Below are 17,883 nucleotides of genomic sequence, written 5' to 3' on the forward strand. Positions count from 1 at the left end.
TGTAAAATGGCGGCCATTTTACCCGAGGGTTCGTGGATCCGCCCAATTAATCACGACCCTTATCATCGAGGTGCCCAATGGCGCGTTCCAAGACAAGCCTTGGTTGGCTGAAAAGACATGTCAACGATCCCTATGTGAAGCAAGCGCAGAAGGATGGCTACCGCTCGCGTGCGAGTTACAAGCTTCTGGAGATCCAGGAGAAATACAAGCTGATCCGTTCCGGCATGAGCGTTGTCGACCTTGGCGCGGCGCCCGGTGGCTGGTCGCAGGTCACGAGCCGGTTGATCGGTGGTCAGGGGCGCCTGATCGCCTCGGACATTCTGGAAATGGACAGTATTCCGGACGTGAATTTCATTCAGGGGGACTTCACCGAGGACGAAGTGCTCGCGCGGATCCTTGAGGCCGTGGGTAATTCGCAGGTAGACCTTGTGATTTCCGATATGGCCCCCAATATGAGTGGTACGCCTGAAGTGGACATGCCAAAAGCCATGTTCCTTTGTGAACTGGCGCTTGATCTGGCGGAACGGATACTCAAGCCGGGTGGCAATTTCGTGATCAAGATTTTTCAGGGCGAAGGTTTTGATGTTTACCTGAAGGATGCTCGTCGGAAATTCGACAAGATCCAGATGATCAAGCCAGACTCCTCCCGCGGCAGTTCCCGCGAGCAGTACATGCTGGCCTGGGGTTACCGCGGGCGTAGTGAGTAACACGAGGTTTTTTGCCGGGGTGATAGGTTTTTCGTATTTTGCCCCGTGTGCATAAGCGAATATTGTGTAGAAAGTGTTTCACAAAGGGTTACAGACGGCGCCTGCCAGAGTTGTAGGTAATGTAGTAAGTTAGGCCGGTGAATATCATGCGAAGCGCGCGCCAGTAGCGGAGCTTGCTTCAGAGGGTAGTTAATTGAACGATATGGCAAAGAATCTGATCCTGTGGTTGATCATCGCGGCAGTCCTCGTGACGGTGATGAACAACTTCTCCAGCCCTAACGAGCCGCAGACCCTCAACTATTCCGACTTCATCCAGCAGGTCAAGGATGGCAAGGTCGAGCGCGTAGCCGTTGATGGCTATGTGATTACCGGTAAGCGCAACGATGGCGATAGCTTCAAGACCATTCGTCCGGCGATCCAGGACAATGGCCTGATCGGCGACCTGGTCGACAATCACGTCGTGGTCGAAGGCAAGCAGCCTGAGCAGCAAAGCATCTGGACCCAGCTTCTGGTGGCCAGCTTCCCGATCCTGGTGATCATCGCGGTGTTCATGTTCTTCATGCGCCAGATGCAGGGTGGAGCCGGCGGCAAGGGCGGGCCGATGAGCTTTGGCAAGAGCAAGGCGCGTCTGTTGTCTGAAGATCAGGTGAAAACCACATTGGCTGACGTTGCCGGTTGCGACGAAGCCAAGGAAGAAGTGGGTGAACTGGTTGAGTTCCTCCGTGATCCGGGCAAGTTCCAGCGTCTGGGCGGTCGCATTCCTCGCGGTGTGCTGATGGTCGGCCCTCCGGGTACCGGTAAAACCCTGCTGGCCAAAGCGATTGCCGGCGAAGCCAAGGTGCCGTTCTTCACCATTTCCGGTTCTGACTTCGTCGAGATGTTCGTCGGTGTCGGTGCCAGCCGCGTACGTGACATGTTCGAGCAGGCGAAGAAACACGCGCCTTGCATCATCTTCATCGACGAAATCGACGCCGTCGGTCGCCATCGTGGCGCCGGCATGGGCGGCGGTCATGACGAGCGCGAGCAGACTCTCAACCAGTTGCTGGTAGAGATGGACGGCTTCGAGATGAACGACGGCATCATTGTAATCGCTGCCACCAACCGTCCTGACGTGCTTGACCCGGCGCTGCTGCGTCCGGGCCGTTTCGACCGTCAGGTGGTGGTTGGCTTGCCGGACATCCGTGGTCGCGAGCAGATCCTCAAGGTTCACATGCGCAAAGTGCCAATGGGTGACGACGTTGCTCCGGCCGTTATCGCGCGTGGTACTCCGGGCTTCTCTGGTGCTGACCTGGCTAACCTGGTCAACGAAGCGTCGCTGTTCGCTGCGCGTAGCGGCAAACGCATCGTTGAAATGAAAGAGTTCGAACTGGCCAAAGACAAGATCATGATGGGTGCCGAGCGCAAGTCGATGGTCATGTCCGAGAAGGAAAAGCAGAACACTGCTTATCATGAAGCCGGCCACGCTATCGTCGGTCGTGTAGTGCCAGAGCATGATCCGGTGTACAAGGTGTCGATCATTCCGCGTGGTCGCGCGCTGGGTGTAACCATGTTCCTGCCGGAAGAGGATCGCTACAGCCTGTCCAAACGTGCATTGATCAGCCAGATCTGCTCGCTGTACGGCGGCCGTATCGCTGAAGAGATGACCCTGGGCTTTGACGGTGTCACCACCGGCGCGTCCAACGACATCATGCGTGCCAGCCAGATTGCACGGAACATGGTGACCAAGTGGGGTCTGTCGGAAAAGCTCGGCCCGCTGATGTATGCCGAAGAAGAAGGCGAGGTGTTCCTCGGTCGCGGCGGTGGCGGTCAGAGTGCCAGCTTCTCCGGCGAGACAGCCAAGCTGATCGACTCCGAGGTGCGCAGCATCATCGACCAGTGCTACGGCACGGCCAAGCAGATCCTCACGGACAACCGTGACAAGCTCGACGCCATGGCTGATGCGTTGATGAAGTACGAAACGATCGACGCTGAACAAATCGACGACATCATGGCGGGTCGTACTCCTCGCGAGCCTCGCGACTGGTCCGGCGGCACGGGTACACCTCCACCTCCAGTGGTTCAGGACGAGCGTCCGGAAACACCGATCGGCGGTCCGGCTGCTGACGTTTAAGGTTTGAAATGACTTCTGTACAGTCCCTGACCCGGTTGCCTTGCGGCAACCGGGTTCTTGATTTGGCCCGGACACACGTCATGGGCATTCTCAATGTCACTCCCGATTCTTTCTCTGATGGTGGCCGTTACAGCCAGCACGACGCAGCCTTGCGCCATGCCGAAGCCATGGTGCTGGCTGGCGCGACGCTGATTGATGTCGGCGGCGAATCGACCCGGCCAGGTGCGCGAGCGGTTTCTCCTCTGGAGGAGCTGGAGCGCGTGGCGCCCGTCGTTGAACTGATCAATCGCGAACTGGATGTGGTTATCTCGGTTGACACTTCAACGCCGGCGGTCATGCGTGAAACTGCGCGACTGGGTGCCGGGTTGATCAACGATGTGCGCTCCCTGCGGCGCGATGGTGCGCTGGACGCAGCCGCCGCCACTGGCCTGCCGGTGTGCCTGATGCATATGCTGGGTGAGCCTGGCGACATGCAGGACAATCCGCAGTATCAGGATGTCACCCGGGAAGTCGGCGAGTTTCTCGCAGAGCGCATGGCTCAATGTGCATTGGCGGGTATCCCGGCCAATCGGATCATTCTCGACCCCGGTTTCGGTTTCGCCAAAACCCTGCAGCACAATCTAAGCTTGTTCAAGCATATGGAAGCCCTGCATGCGCTGGGGCGGCCGTTGTTGGTTGGTGTTTCGCGCAAGAGCATGATCGGACATGCATTGAATCGTCCCGTGGGCGAGCGTCTGCATGGCGGTCTGGCGCTGGCGGCACTGGCGTCGGTCAAAGGTGCGCGTATATTGCGGGTCCATGATGTGGCGGAAACGGTAGATGTGGTGCGGATGATCGAAGCCGTGGAATCAGCCGAATAAGAATGATGGAGCACTTATGAGCAAGAAATATTTTGGTACCGACGGCATTCGTGGTCGCGTCGGTGAATACCCGATTACTCCTGACTTCATGCTCAAGCTCGGCTGGGCTGCCGGCATGGCGTTCCGCAAGATGGGCGCCTGCAGGGTGCTGGTCGGCAAGGACACGCGGATTTCCGGTTATATGTTCGAATCGGCGCTCGAGGCCGGTCTGACATCGGCGGGTGCCGATGTGATGCTGCTCGGACCGATGCCGACGCCGGCGATTGCCTACCTGTCGCGCACGTTCCAGGCTGAGGCCGGCATCGTGATCAGTGCTTCGCACAACCCGCATGACGATAACGGCATCAAGTTCTTCTCCGGCAAAGGCACCAAATTGCCCGATGAGCTGGAGCTGATGATCGAAGAGTTGCTCGATACGCCGATGACCGTGGTCGAGTCGAGCAAGATCGGCAAGGTGTCGCGCATCAATGACGCCTCTGGTCGCTACATCGAATTCTGTAAAAGCAGTGTGCCGACCGGCACCAGTTTTGCCGGCCTCAGGATTGTCATCGACTGTGCCCATGGTGCGACCTATAAGGTGGCGCCGAGCGTCTTTCGCGAGCTGGGCGCAGAAGTTGTCGTCTTGTCAGCGCAGCCGAACGGCCTGAACATCAATGAAAACTGCGGCTCGACCCATATGGGGCAGTTGCAGGCGGCAGTGATGGCTGAGCACGCCGATCTGGGGATTGCCTTCGATGGCGATGGTGACCGGGTGCTGATGGTTGATCACACGGGCGCCATTGTCGATGGTGACGAGTTGTTGTTCATCATCGCGCGTGACCTGCATGAGCGTGACAAATTGCAGGGCGGCGTAGTCGGCACTCTGATGAGTAACCTGGGGCTCGAGCTGGCGCTGGCGGATCTTTCGATTCCGTTCATTCGTGCCAACGTCGGTGATCGCTATGTGATCGCCGAGTTGCTGGAGCGTAACTGGTTGGTCGGCGGTGAAAACTCGGGGCATATCGTTTGCTTCAATCACACCACGACTGGCGACGCGATCATCGCTGCATTGCAGGTGTTGATGGCGCTCAAGACTCGAAACGAAGGGCTGGCGCAAACCCGGCAAGCTTTGCGCAAGTGTCCTCAGGTGCTGATCAATGTGCGTTTTGGTGGCGGTGAAAGCCCGCTCGAGCATCCGGCTGTCAAGGAGGCCAGTGCGCGTGTTACCCAGGCGATGGCGGGTCGCGGCCGTGTGCTTTTGCGCAAGTCCGGGACAGAGCCTCTGGTGCGCGTGATGGTCGAAGGCGAGGACGAAACCCAGGTTCGAGGCTATGCGGAAGAACTGGCAAAACTGGTAAGTGAAGTTTCTGCCTGATTCGGCTTGCCAGCCATGATTGTGTTGGGTAACATCTGCGCCCACTTTGACCGACGAGGTACAGCATGCGTCGCCCTATGGTAGCTGGTAACTGGAAGATGCACGGTACCCGCGCCAGCGTCGCTGAGCTGATCAACGGCCTTCGTCATCTGGCCTTGCCAAGCGGTGTTGATGTCGCGGTATTCCCGCCTTGCTTGTATATCAATCAAGTGATTGATGGCTTGAAAGGCAAGTCGATTTCGGTCGGTGCGCAGAACTCTGCGGTGGAATCCATGCAAGGTGCATTGACGGGTGAGATTGCTCCCAGTCAGTTGGTGGATGCAGGTTGTTCCCTGGTGCTTGTCGGGCACTCCGAACGCCGCCAGATAATGGGCGAGCGAGACGGGATGCTGAATCGCAAGTTCGCAGCGGCACAGGCATGTGGCTTGATTCCGGTGTTGTGTATAGGGGAAACCCTTGAGCAGCGCGAAGCCGGTAAAACTCTTGAGGTTGTCGGGCGTCAGCTGGGCAGTATCATCGAGGAGCTGGGTGTAGGTGCCTTTGCCAAGGCAGTCATTGCTTACGAGCCGGTCTGGGCTATTGGTACCGGACTGACTGCAACGCCGCAACAGGCGCAGGATGTGCATAAAGCCATTCGCGAGCAGTTGGCGGCAGAGAATTCTGAGGTCGCACGAGGTGTGCGGCTTCTATACGGCGGCAGCGTGAAGGCGGCCAATGCGGTCGAACTGTTCGGCATGCCGGATATCGATGGGGGGCTCATTGGTGGAGCTTCCCTGAATGCAGATGAGTTCGGTGCGATCTGTCGCGCCGCGGGAAACTGAAAAAATGCTGGAAACAGTCGTAGTCGTTTTTCATCTGCTGGGTGCATTGGGCGTAGTTGCTCTGGTTTTGCTGCAGCAGGGTAAAGGTGCGGATGCTGGCGCGTCTTTCGGAGCAGGTGCTTCAAATACTGTGTTCGGAAGCCAAGGTTCCTCTACCTTTCTTAGTAAGTTTACTGCTATACTTGCCGCCGGTTTCTTCATAACCAGCTTGGGGTTAGGTTACTTTGCTAAAGAGAAAGCTCATCAGCTGACTCAAGCAGGTCTCCCGGATCCAGCAGTGTTGGAAGTACCTAAGCAACAACAACCGGCTTCTGATGATGTCCCGGTGCTTCAAGAGCAAAAGTCGGCTACTCCAGCGACTGACGTACCTCCAGCTCAAGAGCAGAAGTAAGAAGGGTTTCAAACGTAGTTTTGCCGAGGTGGTGGAATTGGTAGACACGCAACCTTGAGGTGGTTGTGCCCATAGGGTGTAGGGGTTCGAGTCCCCTTCTCGGTACCAATTAGTCAGGAGAGCCCGCTGTTGCGGGCTTTCTTGCAGGTGGAAGGTTACATTGACCCTATAAGGGATCGGTCGTATACTTCTGCCCCAGCTTTGTCGCGGGGTGGAGCAGTCTGGTAGCTCGTCGGGCTCATAACCCGAAGGTCGTCGGTTCAAATCCGGCCCCCGCAACCAGTTTAAGGAGCCCCTTTTAAGGGGCTTTTTGTTAGCTGGACACTTTCAACGCCGCTATTCGACGGCGTTTCAAGGATGGGCGTTAAGCCCATTTTTTTATTTTGCAAAGCATGCACATATCATGCACTAGGGGGTTCAGGTGTCGAGCAAGCTAGAAGAGTTGCAGGCCTTGCTGGCCCCGGTGGTCGTGGCCCTGGGCTATGAATGCTGGGGGATCGAGTTTTCGGCTCAGGGTCGTCACTCGATGTTGCGCGTTTATATCGATAAAGAGGGCGGCGTGCTGGTGGACGATTGCGCCATTGTCAGCCGTCAGATCAGCGGTGTACTGGATGTTGAAGATCCAATCTCCGTTGAATACACCCTCGAAGTTTCCTCGCCTGGCATGGAGCGCCCGCTGTTCACTCTTGAGCAGTTTGCAAAATTTGCCGGTGAACAAGTGAAGATCAAGCTGCGCTCGCCTTTTGAAGGTCGACGCAACTTTCAGGGCCTTCTGCGCGGTGTAGAAGAACAGGACGTCGTGGTGCAGGTAGAAGACCATGAGTTCCTGTTGCCGATCGATATGATCGACAAGGCCAACATTATTCCCAGTTTTGACTGAGACGCGGATCCCGCGGATCCAATGGCTTGCGAAAGGCGAGGCGTACGATGAGCAAAGAAGTACTGCTGGTTGTTGAGTCGGTATCCAATGAAAAGGGCGTACCGGCAAGCGTAATTTTTGAAGCGCTGGAGCTGGCTCTGGCCACTGCTACCAAAAAGCGTTTTGAAGACGAAGTTGACCTGCGTGTGGAAATTAACCGCCACACCGGTTCTTACGAAACTTTCCGTCGCTGGACGGTCGTTGAAGAGAATGATCTCGACGATCCGGCCATCGAAACCTGGCCAAGCAAGGTTGCCGAAACGCATCCTGGCGCCAAGGTTGGCGACGTCGTTGAAGAAAAGATCGAATCCATCGAGTTCGGCCGCATTGCTGCACAGACTGCCAAGCAAGTCATCGTGCAGAAAGTTCGCGAAGCCGAGCGCGCTCAAGTGGTTGACGCCTATCGCGAGCGCCTGGGAGAAATCATCTCCGGCACCGTGAAAAAAGTCACCCGCGACAACGTGATCGTCGATCTGGGTAACAACGCAGAAGCGTTGCTGGCCCGTGAAGACATCATTTCGCGCGAAACTTTCCGTGTCGGCGTGCGCCTGCGTGCGCTGCTCAAGGAAATCCGCACCGAGAACCGCGGCCCGCAGCTGATCCTGTCGCGTACCGCGCCGGAAATGCTGATCGAGCTGTTCCGCATCGAAGTGCCGGAAATCGCTGAAGGCCTGATCGAAGTCATGGCTGCGTCCCGTGATCCGGGTTCGCGGGCCAAGATCGCCGTTCGCTCGAAGGACAAACGCATCGACCCGCAGGGCGCTTGCATCGGTATGCGCGGTTCGCGCGTCCAGGCAGTGTCAGGTGAGTTGGGCGGTGAGCGTGTTGATATCGTCCTGTGGGATGACAACCCGGCTCAGTTCGTGATCAACGCCATGTCCCCGGCCGAGGTTGCGGCAATTATCGTTGACGAAGATGCCCACGCCATGGACATCGCCGTTGGCGCAGACAATCTGGCTCAGGCCATCGGTCGTGGTGGTCAGAACGTGCGTCTGGCGAGCCAGTTGACTGGCTGGACCCTGAACGTGATGACCGAATCGGACATCCAGGCTAAGCAGCAAGCAGAAACCGGCGATATCCTGCGCAACTTCATCGACGAGCTGGAAGTCGACGAAGAACTGGCTCAGGTGCTGGTAGATGAAGGCTTCACCAGCCTGGAAGAGATTGCCTACGTACCGTTGGAAGAAATGCTCAACATCGACGGCTTTGACGAAGATATCGTCAACGAGCTTCGCGCTCGTGCCAAGGATCGTTTGTTGACCAAAGCCATCGCTACTGAGGAAAAGCTGGCAGACGCCCATCCGGCCGAAGACCTGCTCTCGCTTGAGGGTATGGACAAGGATTTGGCGATGGAACTGGCGGTGCGCGGCGTAATTACCCGCGAAGACCTGGCCGAGCAGTCTATTGACGACCTGCTCGACATCGACGGCATTGACGATGATCGTGCCGGCAAGTTGATCATGGCCGCCCGAGCCCACTGGTTCGAGTAATTAGGCGCGGCCTGAGGAGAGAAGTGCATGACGCAAGTCACGGTGAAACAACTGGCCGATGAGGTCAAAACACCGGTAGAGCGCCTGTTGCAGCAGATGCGTGAGGCAGGTCTGCCGCACACCGCCGCCGAAGAAAATGTGACTGACAGTGAGAAGCAGTCCCTGCTGACTCACTTGAAAAGCAGCCACAAGGCGAAAGTGGAAGAACCACGCAAGATCACGCTGCAGCGTAAAACCACCAGCACCCTGCGTGTGGCTGGTAGCAAAAGCATCAGCGTAGAAGTTCGCAAGAAGAAAGTTTTCGTACAGCGTAGCCCGGAAGAAATCGAAGCCGAGCGCAAGCGTGAACTGGATGAGCGTCGCGCAGTAGAAAATGCTGCCCGTCAAAAGGCTGAAGAAGAAGCCAAGCAGCGCGCCGAAGAAGAAGCGCGCCGCCAGCCTGCTGCTGCGCAGACCGCTACCAGCGACGCCGTTGTGGCGCCCGCTGCAGTTGCCGAACCTGTGCGCGAAAGCGCACCGGTGGTTGCCGCTGCTCCAGCTCCGTCTGCTGAAGTTCGCAACAAGCAGAACGAACAGCGCCGTCCTGACAAGCCACGTGCCGACGACAACAATCGTCGCAGCGGCGGTGGTGATGGCGAGCGCAAAAACGCTCCGCATCGCGCATCGGTCAAAGAAAAAGCGCCGGCTCCACGTGTGGCGCCACGCACTACCGACGAAGAAAGCGATGGCTTCCGTCGCGGTGGTCGCGGCAAGGCCAAGCTGAAGAAGCGCAACGCCCACGGTTTCCAGAGCCCAACCGGCCCTGTCGTGCGTGATGTGCAGATCGGCGAGACCATCACTGTTGGCGATCTCGCCAATCAGATGTCGGTCAAGGCTGCTGAAATCATCAAGTTCATGTTCAAACTAGGTACTCCAGCGACCATCAACCAGGTGCTTGATCAGGAAACTGCTCAACTGGTAGCCGAAGAACTGGGCCACAAAGTGACCCTGGTCAGCGACACCGCCCTGGAAGACTCCCTGGCCGAGTCCCTGAAGTTTGAAGGCGAGTCGTTCTCCCGTGCTCCAGTCGTGACCGTAATGGGCCACGTTGACCACGGTAAAACTTCCCTGCTCGATTACATCCGTCGTGCCAAGGTAGCTGCTGGCGAAGCCGGTGGTATTACTCAGCACATCGGTGCGTACCACGTTGAGACTGATCGTGGCATGGTCACTTTCCTCGACACTCCGGGTCACGCGGCGTTTACCGCTATGCGTGCCCGTGGTGCCAAGGCGACCGACATCGTGATCCTGGTGGTTGCGGCGGACGACGGCGTGATGCCGCAAACCATCGAAGCAGTCCAGCATGCTCAGGCTGCCGGCGTGCCTCTGGTGGTTGCAGTGAACAAGATCGACAAGCCGGGCGCCGATCTCGATCGCATTCGCAGCGAACTGTCGGTTCACGGCGTGACTTCCGAAGACTGGGGTGGCGACACGCCTTTCGTTCCGGTTTCCGCGAAGATGGGTACTGGTGTGGACGAGCTGCTTGAAGCCGTCCTGCTGCAAGCTGAAGTGCTCGAACTGAAAGCGACTCCATCGGCTCCTGGCCGTGGTGTTGTGGTTGAATCGCGTCTCGACAAAGGTCGTGGTCCGGTTGCAACCGTTCTGGTTCAAGACGGTACCCTGCGCCAAGGCGACATGGTCCTGGTCGGTTCGAACTATGGCCGCGTGCGTGCCATGCTCGACGAGAACGGCAAGCCAATCAAGGAAGCCGGTCCTTCCATCCCTGTCGAGATTCTCGGCCTGGACGGTACCCCGGACGCTGGCGACGAGATGAGCGTGGTGGCTGACGAGAAGAAAGCCCGTGAAGTGGCTCTGTTCCGTCAAGGCAAGTTCCGCGAAGTCAAACTGGCTCGCGCTCACGCCGGCAAGCTGGAAAACATCTTCGAAAACATGGGTCAGGCCGAGAAGAAGACGCTCAACATCGTCCTCAAATCCGACGTCCGTGGTTCGCTGGAAGCGTTGAACGGTGCCTTGAATGGCCTGGGCAACGACGAAGTACAAGTGCGCGTAGTGGGTGGCGGTGTCGGTGGTATCACCGAGTCCGACGCTAACCTGGCACTGGCTTCCAATGCTGTACTGTTCGGCTTCAACGTGCGTGCCGATGCTGGCGCACGGAAGATCGTCGAGCAGGAAGGTCTGGACATGCGTTACTACAACGTGATCTACGACATCATCGAAGACGTCAAGAAAGCCCTGACCGGCATGCTCGGCAGCGATGTTCGCGAGAACATCCTGGGCGTGGCCGAAGTGCGCGACGTGTTCCGTTCGCCGAAGTTTGGCGCGATCGCCGGCTGCATGGTGATCGAAGGTGTTGTGCACCGTAACCGTCCGATCCGTGTACTGCGTGAAGACATCGTTATCTTCGAAGGCGAGCTGGAATCCCTGCGCCGCTTCAAGGATGACGCTTCCGAAGTACGTGCCGGCATGGAATGCGGTATCGGCGTGAAGAGCTACAACGACGTCAAAGTCGGCGACAAGATCGAAGTCTTCGAGAAGGTTCAGGTTGCTCGCAGCCTCTAACTCGCGCACTTCAAGGGCCACGCCGAGCCGCCGCATGCAGATGCGCGCCACGGCGTCAGGACTCTAAACGCAACGCCCGGTCTGGCATTTGTCAGGCCGGGCGTTTGCCGCTTTCAGACCTTGCGGGTTTCACCGTGGGGCAGTAACAGGTAACAAAATCATGGCAAAAGAATACAGCCGTACCCAACGTATCGGCGATCAGATGCAGCGCGAGCTGGCCCAACTGATCCGTCGCGAAGTCAAAGATCCGCGCGTCGGCCTGGTCACCATTACCGCTGTGGAAGTCAGCCGTGACGTCGGTCACGCGAAGATTTTCATCACCGTGATGGGTCAGGACAACGCCGAAGATATCGCGCAAAGCATCAAGGTGCTCAATGCCGCCGCAGGTTTCCTGCGCATGCAACTGGCCCGTGAGATGAAGCTGCGCAGTGTGCCGCAATTGCACTTCCACTACGACGAATCCGTTGTCCGTGGTGCGCACCTGTCGGCCCTGATCGAGCGCGCCGTGGCTGAAGACAATCAGCACGTCACCGCGCCTGCACCTGAAGACGCCAAGGAGTAATTCGGTGGCTCAGGTCAAACGTATCCGTCGTAACGTCAGCGGTATCATCCTGCTCGACAAGCCGTTGGGGTTCACCTCCAACGCCGCGTTGCAGAAGGTTCGCTGGCTGCTCAACGCCGAGAAGGCCGGTCACACCGGCAGCCTCGACCCGCTGGCCACTGGCGTGTTGCCGCTGTGTTTCGGTGAGGCCACCAAGTTCTCGCAGTACCTGCTCGATTCCGACAAGGGTTATGAAACCCTGGCGCAACTGGGCAAGACCACCACCACGGCAGACGCCGAGGGTGAGGTTTTGCAGGAGCGTCCGGTGACCGTTGGTCGCGCCGACGTCGAAGCGGTCCTGCCGAAATTTCGCGGTCAAATCAGTCAGATACCGCCGATGTACTCGGCACTCAAGCGTGATGGCCAGCCGCTGTACAAGCTGGCCCGTGCAGGCGAAGTAGTGGAGCGCGAACCGCGTTCTGTTACTATTGCGCGCTTGGAATTACTGGCCTTCGAAGGCGATACTGCGCGTCTTGCAGTGGATTGCAGCAAAGGCACCTATATTCGTACCCTGGTGGAGGATATCGGTGAGCAACTCGGTTGTGGTGCGTACGTCGCAGAATTGCGCCGTACCCAGGCCGGGCCTTTCACTTTGGCGCAAACCGTTACCCTCGAAGAGCTCGAAGCGGTACATGCCGAAGGCGGCAACGAAGCGGTCGATCGCTTCCTGATGCCATCGGACAGCGGCCTGCAGGATTGGCCGTTGCTGCACTTTTCGGAAGCGAGCGCGTTCTACTGGCTCAACGGCCAGCCGGTACGCGCCCCGGATGCTCCGAAGTTCGGCATGGTGCGGGTACAGGATCACAATGGTCGCTTCATCGGTATCGGTGAAGTGAGCGAAGACGGGCGCATCGCGCCACGTCGTTTAATTCGGTCAGAATGACCGGAAACCGGTGCGTATTACAGCGTGCCGGCGAGTGTGGCTGTTAACAGGCACGGTCACTACTCATTTATAGATACAGGGATTTGTCCCTGGCCTGTTGAAGCTGTTTCTCTGAAACAGTTTCCTGATAAAAGGATTGCCTCATGGCTCTCGACGTTCAAGAAAAAGCTCAAATCGTTGCTGACTACCAGCAAGCTGTTGGTGACACTGGTTCGCCAGAAGTGCAAGTTGCACTGCTGACCGCCAACATCAACAAACTGCAAGGTCACTTCAAGGCCAACGGTAAAGATCACCACTCCCGTCGTGGTCTGATCCGCATGGTAAACCAGCGTCGCAAGCTGCTGGACTACCTGAAAGGCAAGGACGTGAGCCGTTACAGCGCTCTGATCGCTCGCCTGGGTCTGCGTCGCTAATCAGCGATTGCGCTATGAGGTTGGTGGTCTGTGGGACGTCGGCGGTTTACCGCTGGCGCCTTGCAGGCTCCCAGCCTCAAGTTTTATCTGGATACACGTTTTACCCCGGACAAGCGTTGGGCCGATTCCCGACATTGCCCAAGAATTTCGCAAGAAACCAGTTCCCCCAAGAGCCACAAAGAAGGTAGGACACCGTGAACCCGGTAATCAAAAAATTCCAGTTCGGTCAGTCGACCGTTACCCTCGAGACTGGCCGTATCGCCCGTCAGGCCTCCGGCGCAGTATTGGTCACCGTTGACGACGACGTCAGCGTATTGGTGACCGTCGTTGGTGCCAAGCAAGCCGATCCGGGCAAGGGCTTCTTCCCTCTGTCCGTTCACTACCAGGAAAAGACTTACGCTGCCGGTAAGATCCCTGGCGGTTTCTTCAAGCGTGAAGGCCGTCCTTCCGAGAAAGAAACCCTGACTTCCCGACTGATCGACCGTCCGATCCGTCCGCTGTTCCCGGAAGGTTTCATGAACGAAGTGCAGGTTGTCTGCACCGTCGTTTCCACCAGCAAAAAGACCGATCCGGACATCGCTGCGATGATCGGTACTTCGGCTGCCCTGGCTATTTCGGGCATCCCGTTTGACGGCCCGATCGGCGCCGCTCGCGTCGCTTTCCACGAAAGCACCGGCTACCTGCTGAACCCGACTTACGAACAACAAGCCGCTTCGAGCCTGGACATGGTCGTTGCCGGTACCTCCGACGCCGTACTGATGGTTGAATCGGAAGCCAAAGAGCTGACCGAAGACCAGATGCTGGGCGCGGTACTGTTCGCTCACGACGAGTTCCAGGTGGTGATCAACGCCGTCAAGGAACTGGCCGCTGAAGCTGCCAAGCCAACCTGGACCTGGGCTCCGGCGCCAGAAGCCACCGAACTGCTGGGCGCTATCCGTGCCGAGTTCGGCGATGCGATCTCCCAGGCTTACACCATCACCGTCAAGGCTGACCGCTACGCACGTCTGGGCGAGCTGAAGGATCAGGTTGTTGCCAAGCTGTCCGGTGAAGAAGGCCAGCCTTCGGCTGCCGACGTCAAAGCCGCTTTCGGCGAAATCGAATACCGCACCGTTCGCGAAAACATCGTTAACGGCAAGCCACGTATCGACGGTCGCGACACCAAGACCGTACGTCCGCTGAACATCGAAGTCGGCGTTCTGCCGAAGACTCACGGTTCGGCGCTGTTCACCCGTGGTGAAACCCAGGCTCTGGTAGTCGCGACCCTGGGCACCGCCCGTGACGCACAGCTGCTGGACACCCTGGAAGGCGAGAAAAAAGACCCGTTCATGCTGCACTACAACTTCCCTCCGTTCTCGGTGGGCGAGTGTGGTCGCATGGGTGGCGCTGGTCGTCGTGAAATCGGTCACGGCCGTCTGGCCCGTCGTTCGGTTTCGGCCATGCTGCCAGCCGCTGACGTGTTCCCGTACACCATTCGTGTAGTGTCGGAAATCACCGAATCCAACGGTTCGAGCTCGATGGCTTCCGTTTGCGGCGCTTCCCTGGCCCTGATGGACGCTGGTGTGCCGATGAAGGCGCCGGTTGCCGGTATCGCCATGGGTCTGGTTAAAGAGGGCGAGAAGTTCGCCGTCCTGACCGACATCCTCGGTGACGAAGACCACCTGGGCGACATGGACTTCAAGGTAGCCGGTACCGCCAAAGGCGTCACCGCGCTGCAGATGGACATCAAGATCAAGGGCATCACCGAAGAGATCATGGAAATCGCTCTGGGCCAAGCCCTGGAAGCGCGCCTGAACATCCTCGGCCAGATGAACCAGATCATTGGCCAGTCGCGTACCGAACTGTCGGCCAACGCTCCGACCATGATCGCGATGAAAATCGACACCGACAAGATCCGTGACGTTATCGGTAAAGGTGGCGCGACCATCCGTGCGATCTGCGAAGAAACCAAGGCTTCGATCGACATCGAAGACGACGGTTCGATCAAGATCTTCGGCGAAACCAAGGAAGCCGCTGAAGCTGCTCGTCAGCGCGTTCTGGGCATCACCGCTGAAGCCGAGATCGGCAAGATCTACGTGGGTAAAGTTGAGCGCATCGTCGACTTCGGCGCATTCGTCAACATCCTGCCAGGCAAGGACGGTCTGGTGCACATCTCCATGCTGAGCGACGCTCGCGTAGAGAAAGTGACCGACATCCTGAAAGAAGGCCAGGAAGTGGAAGTGCTGGTACTGGACGTGGACAACCGCGGCCGTATCAAGCTGTCCATCAAAGACGTGGCAGCGGCCAAGGCATCGGGCGTGTAATCACCCCCTCGCTTTAGCGCAATGAAAATGCCCCGCCGTGAAAACGGCGGGGCATTTTTTTGTCTGCCATAAAGATCAAAAGCTCGCAGCCTGCGGCAGCGCCGGTAAAAACGCGGTGATCACCCGATTCCGCAGGAGCCGAAGCAGGCTGCGATCTTTGCTTTTGTGAAAACCGGTGCTAGGTTTAGCCCACCGCCCGTGTAGCTCAGCCGGTAGAGCAGCGCACTCGTAACGCGAAGGTCGCAGGTTCGATTCCTGTCTCGGGCACCACTTCCCTTATTTCACTTTGCGGCTCAGGTCCTCGACGGTACGTTTGAGCTGATCCATTGCACGATCCTGATCGTTGATCTTCTGTTTCAGACTCGAAATCTCGCTGTTGTTCGAGTTGGAGCTGGAACCGCTGTTGCGCTTGAGGTCTTCGACCTGGCGACCGAGGGTCTCCAGTTGGCGATCCTGCTCCTTGAGCTTGTTCTTCAGGTCGTCGACTTCTTTACTGCCGGCGCTCGAGCTGGAACCGCTGCTGCGTTTGAGTTCTTCAATCTGGCGTGACTGGTCACGGACGGTATCGCGGATCTTTTGCAGTTCATCAATGCTGATATCGCTTTTGATGACAACCTCTTTGCCGTAATCGTTGTGAATCAATGAAACTTTGTCGCCGTAGGAGGAACTGCTGGTGCTCAGTTCCAGCGCCATGGCGCTTGCCGGCAGCATCATGGCGGCGAGCAAGGTACTGGCAGACACAATGGAGCAAATCTTCGAAAAGCTGCGCATCACTGGTTTTCCTTGTGAACAGCGAGAGTGGGTGCCGAAGTGGCACAACGCTATGACTTGGAAAGCGGATTTATGTTCCGCAAGTCAACTTTTTGCGCCTGAGATGTAAAGAGCCGTGTAATTCGTCATGCAAACGTCCTATATTCGGTGCCTGCATGAGCATCGCCCAGCAGTTTTCAGATGATCCCGAATGGTTCCGAAGGCCGGACAATCCGCGTCAGAGAGATCCTTGATGATCCAGATCCATCCTCCATTCTTACGATCAGCGAGAACGCCATGACCGAATTAACTCAAGAGCAACGTCACGAAATAGCGCTGGAAAAATACATTCTGGACGTCCCGGACCTGAAAGAAGAGATCAAGGACCTGAGTCCCGATGATCAGAAGGACCAGATCCAGTGGGCATTCGAAGACGAAGCCGAAGCCCAGGGGTTGCAGCCGTGGGAGCTGACACTGAAATACACCAGCACCCCTGAAGAATTCGAGGCACAGCGCCTCGTGCTGCACAAAGAGGCGGCCGAAGTGCTGGGTGTCGAGTGGGACGAGTACTGCGAGATGAACAATCTCGTCGTATAAAAGCAGCTACGAGTTTCAAGCGGCAAGTCAAAGCAAAATCGCTGTGGCTTGCAGCTTGCAGCTTGCAGCTTGTAGCTTGAAACTTGCCGCTGCTGTCAAAGGCTCAAGCGCATCGACAGATCCACCGCTTTGACATCCTTGGTCATCGCGCCGATCGAGATGTAATCCACCCCGGTTTCGGCGATCGGCAGCAACGTGCTTTCGTTGATGCCGCCGCTGGCTTCGAGTTTCGCCTTGCCGCCGTTCAGGCGTACGGCTTCGCGCATGTCGTCCAGGCTCAGCTCATCCAGCATGATGATGTCGGCGCCGGCGGCCAGCGCTTCCTTCAATTCATCCAGGCTTTCCACTTCGATTTCCACCGGCTTGCCCGGGGCAATCTTGTGGGCCGCGCTAATGGCCTGCGGGATGCCACCGCTGGCGGCGATGTGGTTTTCCTTGATCAGGAACGCGTCGTACAGGCCAATGCGGTGGTTGTGGCAACCGCCGCAGGTTACCGCGTATTTCTGCGCCAGACGCAGGCCTGGCAGGGTTTTGCGGGTGTCGAGCAGTTTGACCTGAGTGGCGCCGACGAAGTCTGCCAGGTATTGCGCACGTGTTGCCACGCCAGACAGCAGCTGCAGGAAATTCAATGCGCTGCGCTCACCGGTCAGCAGCGAGCGCGCCGGGCCTTCCAGATGAAACAACGGCTGATTGGGTTTGACCCGTTCGCCATCGACCACTTGCCAATGCACCGCGACGCGCGGATCGAGCTGACGAAATACCGCATCGACCCACGCCGTGCCGCAAATAACGGCTGCGTCGCGCGTGATAATGGTGGCTTTGGCCAGGCGTTCGGCCGGGATCAGTTGCGCGGTGATGTCGCCGCTGCCGATGTCTTCGAGCAACGCACGGCGCACGTTGGCTTCGATTTCGGCGGTCAAATCGGCGAGACGTAGATTCGGCATAACGGGCTCCACAAACAAAGTGGTTCGATTATAGGGGCATGGCGCGAGCCAACCCAAGGCGAGAACTCGCGTGCCTGACTGCATCTGGTCGATTTCTTGTGAGTAAAGCCGGTTCAGTCGTGGTCATTGAGAGGGGGCGAGGCATAGGGGAAACCCTGACGGCTATAGCGCCGGGGACGACTTT

General features: G+C 57.7%; 16 protein-coding genes and 3 tRNA genes. 17 read left to right on the forward strand and 2 right to left on the reverse strand.

The genetic code is table 11. From position 1 onward, the window contains the following. Window positions 1-77 precede the first annotated feature (77 nt). The 16 genes from rlmE to ACXX9E_RS09630 all read left to right on the forward strand — a co-directional run bounded on the left by rlmE (window position 78) and on the right by ACXX9E_RS09630 (window position 15,678). Window positions 78-707: a 23S rRNA (uridine(2552)-2'-O)-methyltransferase RlmE gene (gene rlmE / locus ACXX9E_RS09555; RefSeq protein ID WP_123464534.1), complete on the forward strand. Its 630-nt coding sequence runs from the start codon at window positions 78-80 to the stop codon at window positions 705-707. 202 nt (window positions 708-909) lie between these two features. After that, window positions 910-2,817 carry an ATP-dependent zinc metalloprotease FtsH gene (gene ftsH, locus ACXX9E_RS09560; RefSeq protein WP_123464536.1) on the forward strand — a complete coding sequence of 636 codons (1,908 nt, stop codon included), beginning with the start codon at window positions 910-912 and terminating at the stop codon, window positions 2,815-2,817. Window positions 2,818-2,825: 8 nt separating this feature from the next. Beyond that, window positions 2,826-3,677, forward strand: a complete 852-nt coding sequence (folP, locus tag ACXX9E_RS09565) for a dihydropteroate synthase (protein ID WP_336347135.1) — start codon at window positions 2,826-2,828, stop codon at window positions 3,675-3,677. A 16-nt stretch (window positions 3,678-3,693) separates the two neighbouring features. Then, window positions 3,694-5,031, forward strand: coding sequence for a phosphoglucosamine mutase (gene glmM, locus ACXX9E_RS09570; protein WP_458555352.1), 1,338 nt, complete (start codon window positions 3,694-3,696; stop codon window positions 5,029-5,031). Between the two features lie 65 nt (window positions 5,032-5,096). After that, complete coding sequence (gene tpiA / locus ACXX9E_RS09575; protein WP_016986498.1) at window positions 5,097-5,852, forward strand: triose-phosphate isomerase; 756 nt, start codon at window positions 5,097-5,099, stop codon at window positions 5,850-5,852. A 4-nt stretch (window positions 5,853-5,856) separates the two neighbouring features. Continuing rightward, entirely contained in the window at window positions 5,857-6,243 is a 387-nt protein-coding gene (gene secG, locus ACXX9E_RS09580) for a preprotein translocase subunit SecG (RefSeq protein ID WP_027610782.1), read from the forward strand. A gap of 22 nt (window positions 6,244-6,265) precedes the next feature. Then, window positions 6,266-6,351 (forward strand) — tRNA-Leu (locus ACXX9E_RS09585). 97 nt (window positions 6,352-6,448) lie between these two features. Then, a tRNA-Met gene (locus ACXX9E_RS09590) sits at window positions 6,449-6,525 on the forward strand. A 139-nt stretch (window positions 6,526-6,664) separates the two neighbouring features. Further along, a complete protein-coding gene (gene rimP / locus ACXX9E_RS09595; RefSeq protein WP_007973115.1) occupies window positions 6,665-7,123 on the forward strand; it encodes a ribosome maturation factor RimP in 459 nt (152 codons plus the stop codon). Window positions 7,124-7,170: 47 nt separating this feature from the next. Continuing rightward, window positions 7,171-8,652 carry a transcription termination factor NusA gene (gene nusA / locus ACXX9E_RS09600; RefSeq protein ID WP_003221546.1) on the forward strand — a complete coding sequence of 494 codons (1,482 nt, stop codon included), beginning with the start codon at window positions 7,171-7,173 and terminating at the stop codon, window positions 8,650-8,652. 27 nt (window positions 8,653-8,679) lie between these two features. Continuing rightward, window positions 8,680-11,211, forward strand: coding sequence for a translation initiation factor IF-2 (gene infB / locus ACXX9E_RS09605; protein WP_458555353.1), 2,532 nt, complete (start codon window positions 8,680-8,682; stop codon window positions 11,209-11,211). A 160-nt stretch (window positions 11,212-11,371) separates the two neighbouring features. After that, window positions 11,372-11,773 (forward strand): 30S ribosome-binding factor RbfA, encoded by a 402-nt coding sequence (rbfA, locus tag ACXX9E_RS09610; protein ID WP_128615783.1) that lies wholly within the window; start codon window positions 11,372-11,374, stop codon window positions 11,771-11,773. Window positions 11,774-11,777: 4 nt separating this feature from the next. Then, window positions 11,778-12,695, forward strand: a complete 918-nt coding sequence (gene truB / locus ACXX9E_RS09615; RefSeq protein ID WP_024011571.1) for a tRNA pseudouridine(55) synthase TruB — start codon at window positions 11,778-11,780, stop codon at window positions 12,693-12,695. Window positions 12,696-12,838: 143 nt separating this feature from the next. After that, window positions 12,839-13,108 (forward strand): 30S ribosomal protein S15, encoded by a 270-nt coding sequence (rpsO, locus tag ACXX9E_RS09620; protein ID WP_011332409.1) that lies wholly within the window; start codon window positions 12,839-12,841, stop codon window positions 13,106-13,108. Window positions 13,109-13,302: 194 nt separating this feature from the next. After that, a complete protein-coding gene (pnp, locus tag ACXX9E_RS09625; RefSeq protein ID WP_123464544.1) occupies window positions 13,303-15,408 on the forward strand; it encodes a polyribonucleotide nucleotidyltransferase in 2,106 nt (701 codons plus the stop codon). A 194-nt stretch (window positions 15,409-15,602) separates the two neighbouring features. Next, window positions 15,603-15,678 (forward strand) — tRNA-Thr (locus ACXX9E_RS09630). Window positions 15,679-15,684: 6 nt separating this feature from the next. Here the strand turns inward: ACXX9E_RS09630 and ACXX9E_RS09635 are convergent. Next, the gene (locus ACXX9E_RS09635) at window positions 15,685-16,179 is read right to left on the reverse strand and encodes a hypothetical protein (protein WP_128615781.1); all 495 of its coding nucleotides are present in this window, start codon (window positions 16,177-16,179) and stop codon (window positions 15,685-15,687) included. A 276-nt stretch (window positions 16,180-16,455) separates the two neighbouring features. Between ACXX9E_RS09635 and ACXX9E_RS09640 the strand changes: the two genes are divergently transcribed. Continuing rightward, window positions 16,456-16,755, forward strand: coding sequence for a DUF6388 family protein (locus tag ACXX9E_RS09640; protein WP_458555354.1), 300 nt, complete (start codon window positions 16,456-16,458; stop codon window positions 16,753-16,755). 95 nt (window positions 16,756-16,850) lie between these two features. Here ACXX9E_RS09640 and nadC read toward each other — a convergent pair whose 3' ends face one another. Then, window positions 16,851-17,699 carry a carboxylating nicotinate-nucleotide diphosphorylase gene (gene nadC, locus ACXX9E_RS09645; RefSeq protein WP_123464548.1) on the reverse strand — a complete coding sequence of 283 codons (849 nt, stop codon included), beginning with the start codon at window positions 17,697-17,699 and terminating at the stop codon, window positions 16,851-16,853. Window positions 17,700-17,883 lie beyond the last annotated feature (184 nt).

This window comes from Pseudomonas sp. GNP014 (assembly GCF_054344005.1).

Excerpts from the sequence above, each read along its gene's own strand:
- rlmE (WP_123464534.1), top strand. The coding sequence starts at position 78 with ATGGCGCGTTCCAAGACAAGCCTTGGTTGGCTGAAAAGACATGTCAAC.
- ftsH (WP_123464536.1), top strand. The coding sequence starts at position 910 with ATGGCAAAGAATCTGATCCTGTGGTTGATCATCGCGGCAGTCCTCGTG.
- folP (WP_336347135.1), top strand. The coding sequence starts at position 2,826 with ATGACTTCTGTACAGTCCCTGACCCGGTTGCCTTGCGGCAACCGGGTT.
- glmM (WP_458555352.1), top strand. The coding sequence starts at position 3,694 with ATGAGCAAGAAATATTTTGGTACCGACGGCATTCGTGGTCGCGTCGGT.
- tpiA (WP_016986498.1), top strand. The coding sequence starts at position 5,097 with ATGCGTCGCCCTATGGTAGCTGGTAACTGGAAGATGCACGGTACCCGC.
- secG (WP_027610782.1), top strand. The coding sequence starts at position 5,857 with ATGCTGGAAACAGTCGTAGTCGTTTTTCATCTGCTGGGTGCATTGGGC.
- nusA (WP_003221546.1), top strand. The coding sequence starts at position 7,171 with ATGAGCAAAGAAGTACTGCTGGTTGTTGAGTCGGTATCCAATGAAAAG.
- infB (WP_458555353.1), top strand. The coding sequence starts at position 8,680 with ATGACGCAAGTCACGGTGAAACAACTGGCCGATGAGGTCAAAACACCG.
- rbfA (WP_128615783.1), top strand. The coding sequence starts at position 11,372 with ATGGCAAAAGAATACAGCCGTACCCAACGTATCGGCGATCAGATGCAG.
- rpsO (WP_011332409.1), top strand. The coding sequence starts at position 12,839 with ATGGCTCTCGACGTTCAAGAAAAAGCTCAAATCGTTGCTGACTACCAG.
- ACXX9E_RS09635 (WP_128615781.1), bottom strand. The coding sequence starts at position 16,179 with ATGCGCAGCTTTTCGAAGATTTGCTCCATTGTGTCTGCCAGTACCTTG.
- ACXX9E_RS09640 (WP_458555354.1), top strand. The coding sequence starts at position 16,456 with ATGACCGAATTAACTCAAGAGCAACGTCACGAAATAGCGCTGGAAAAA.
- nadC (WP_123464548.1), bottom strand. The coding sequence starts at position 17,699 with ATGCCGAATCTACGTCTCGCCGATTTGACCGCCGAAATCGAAGCCAAC.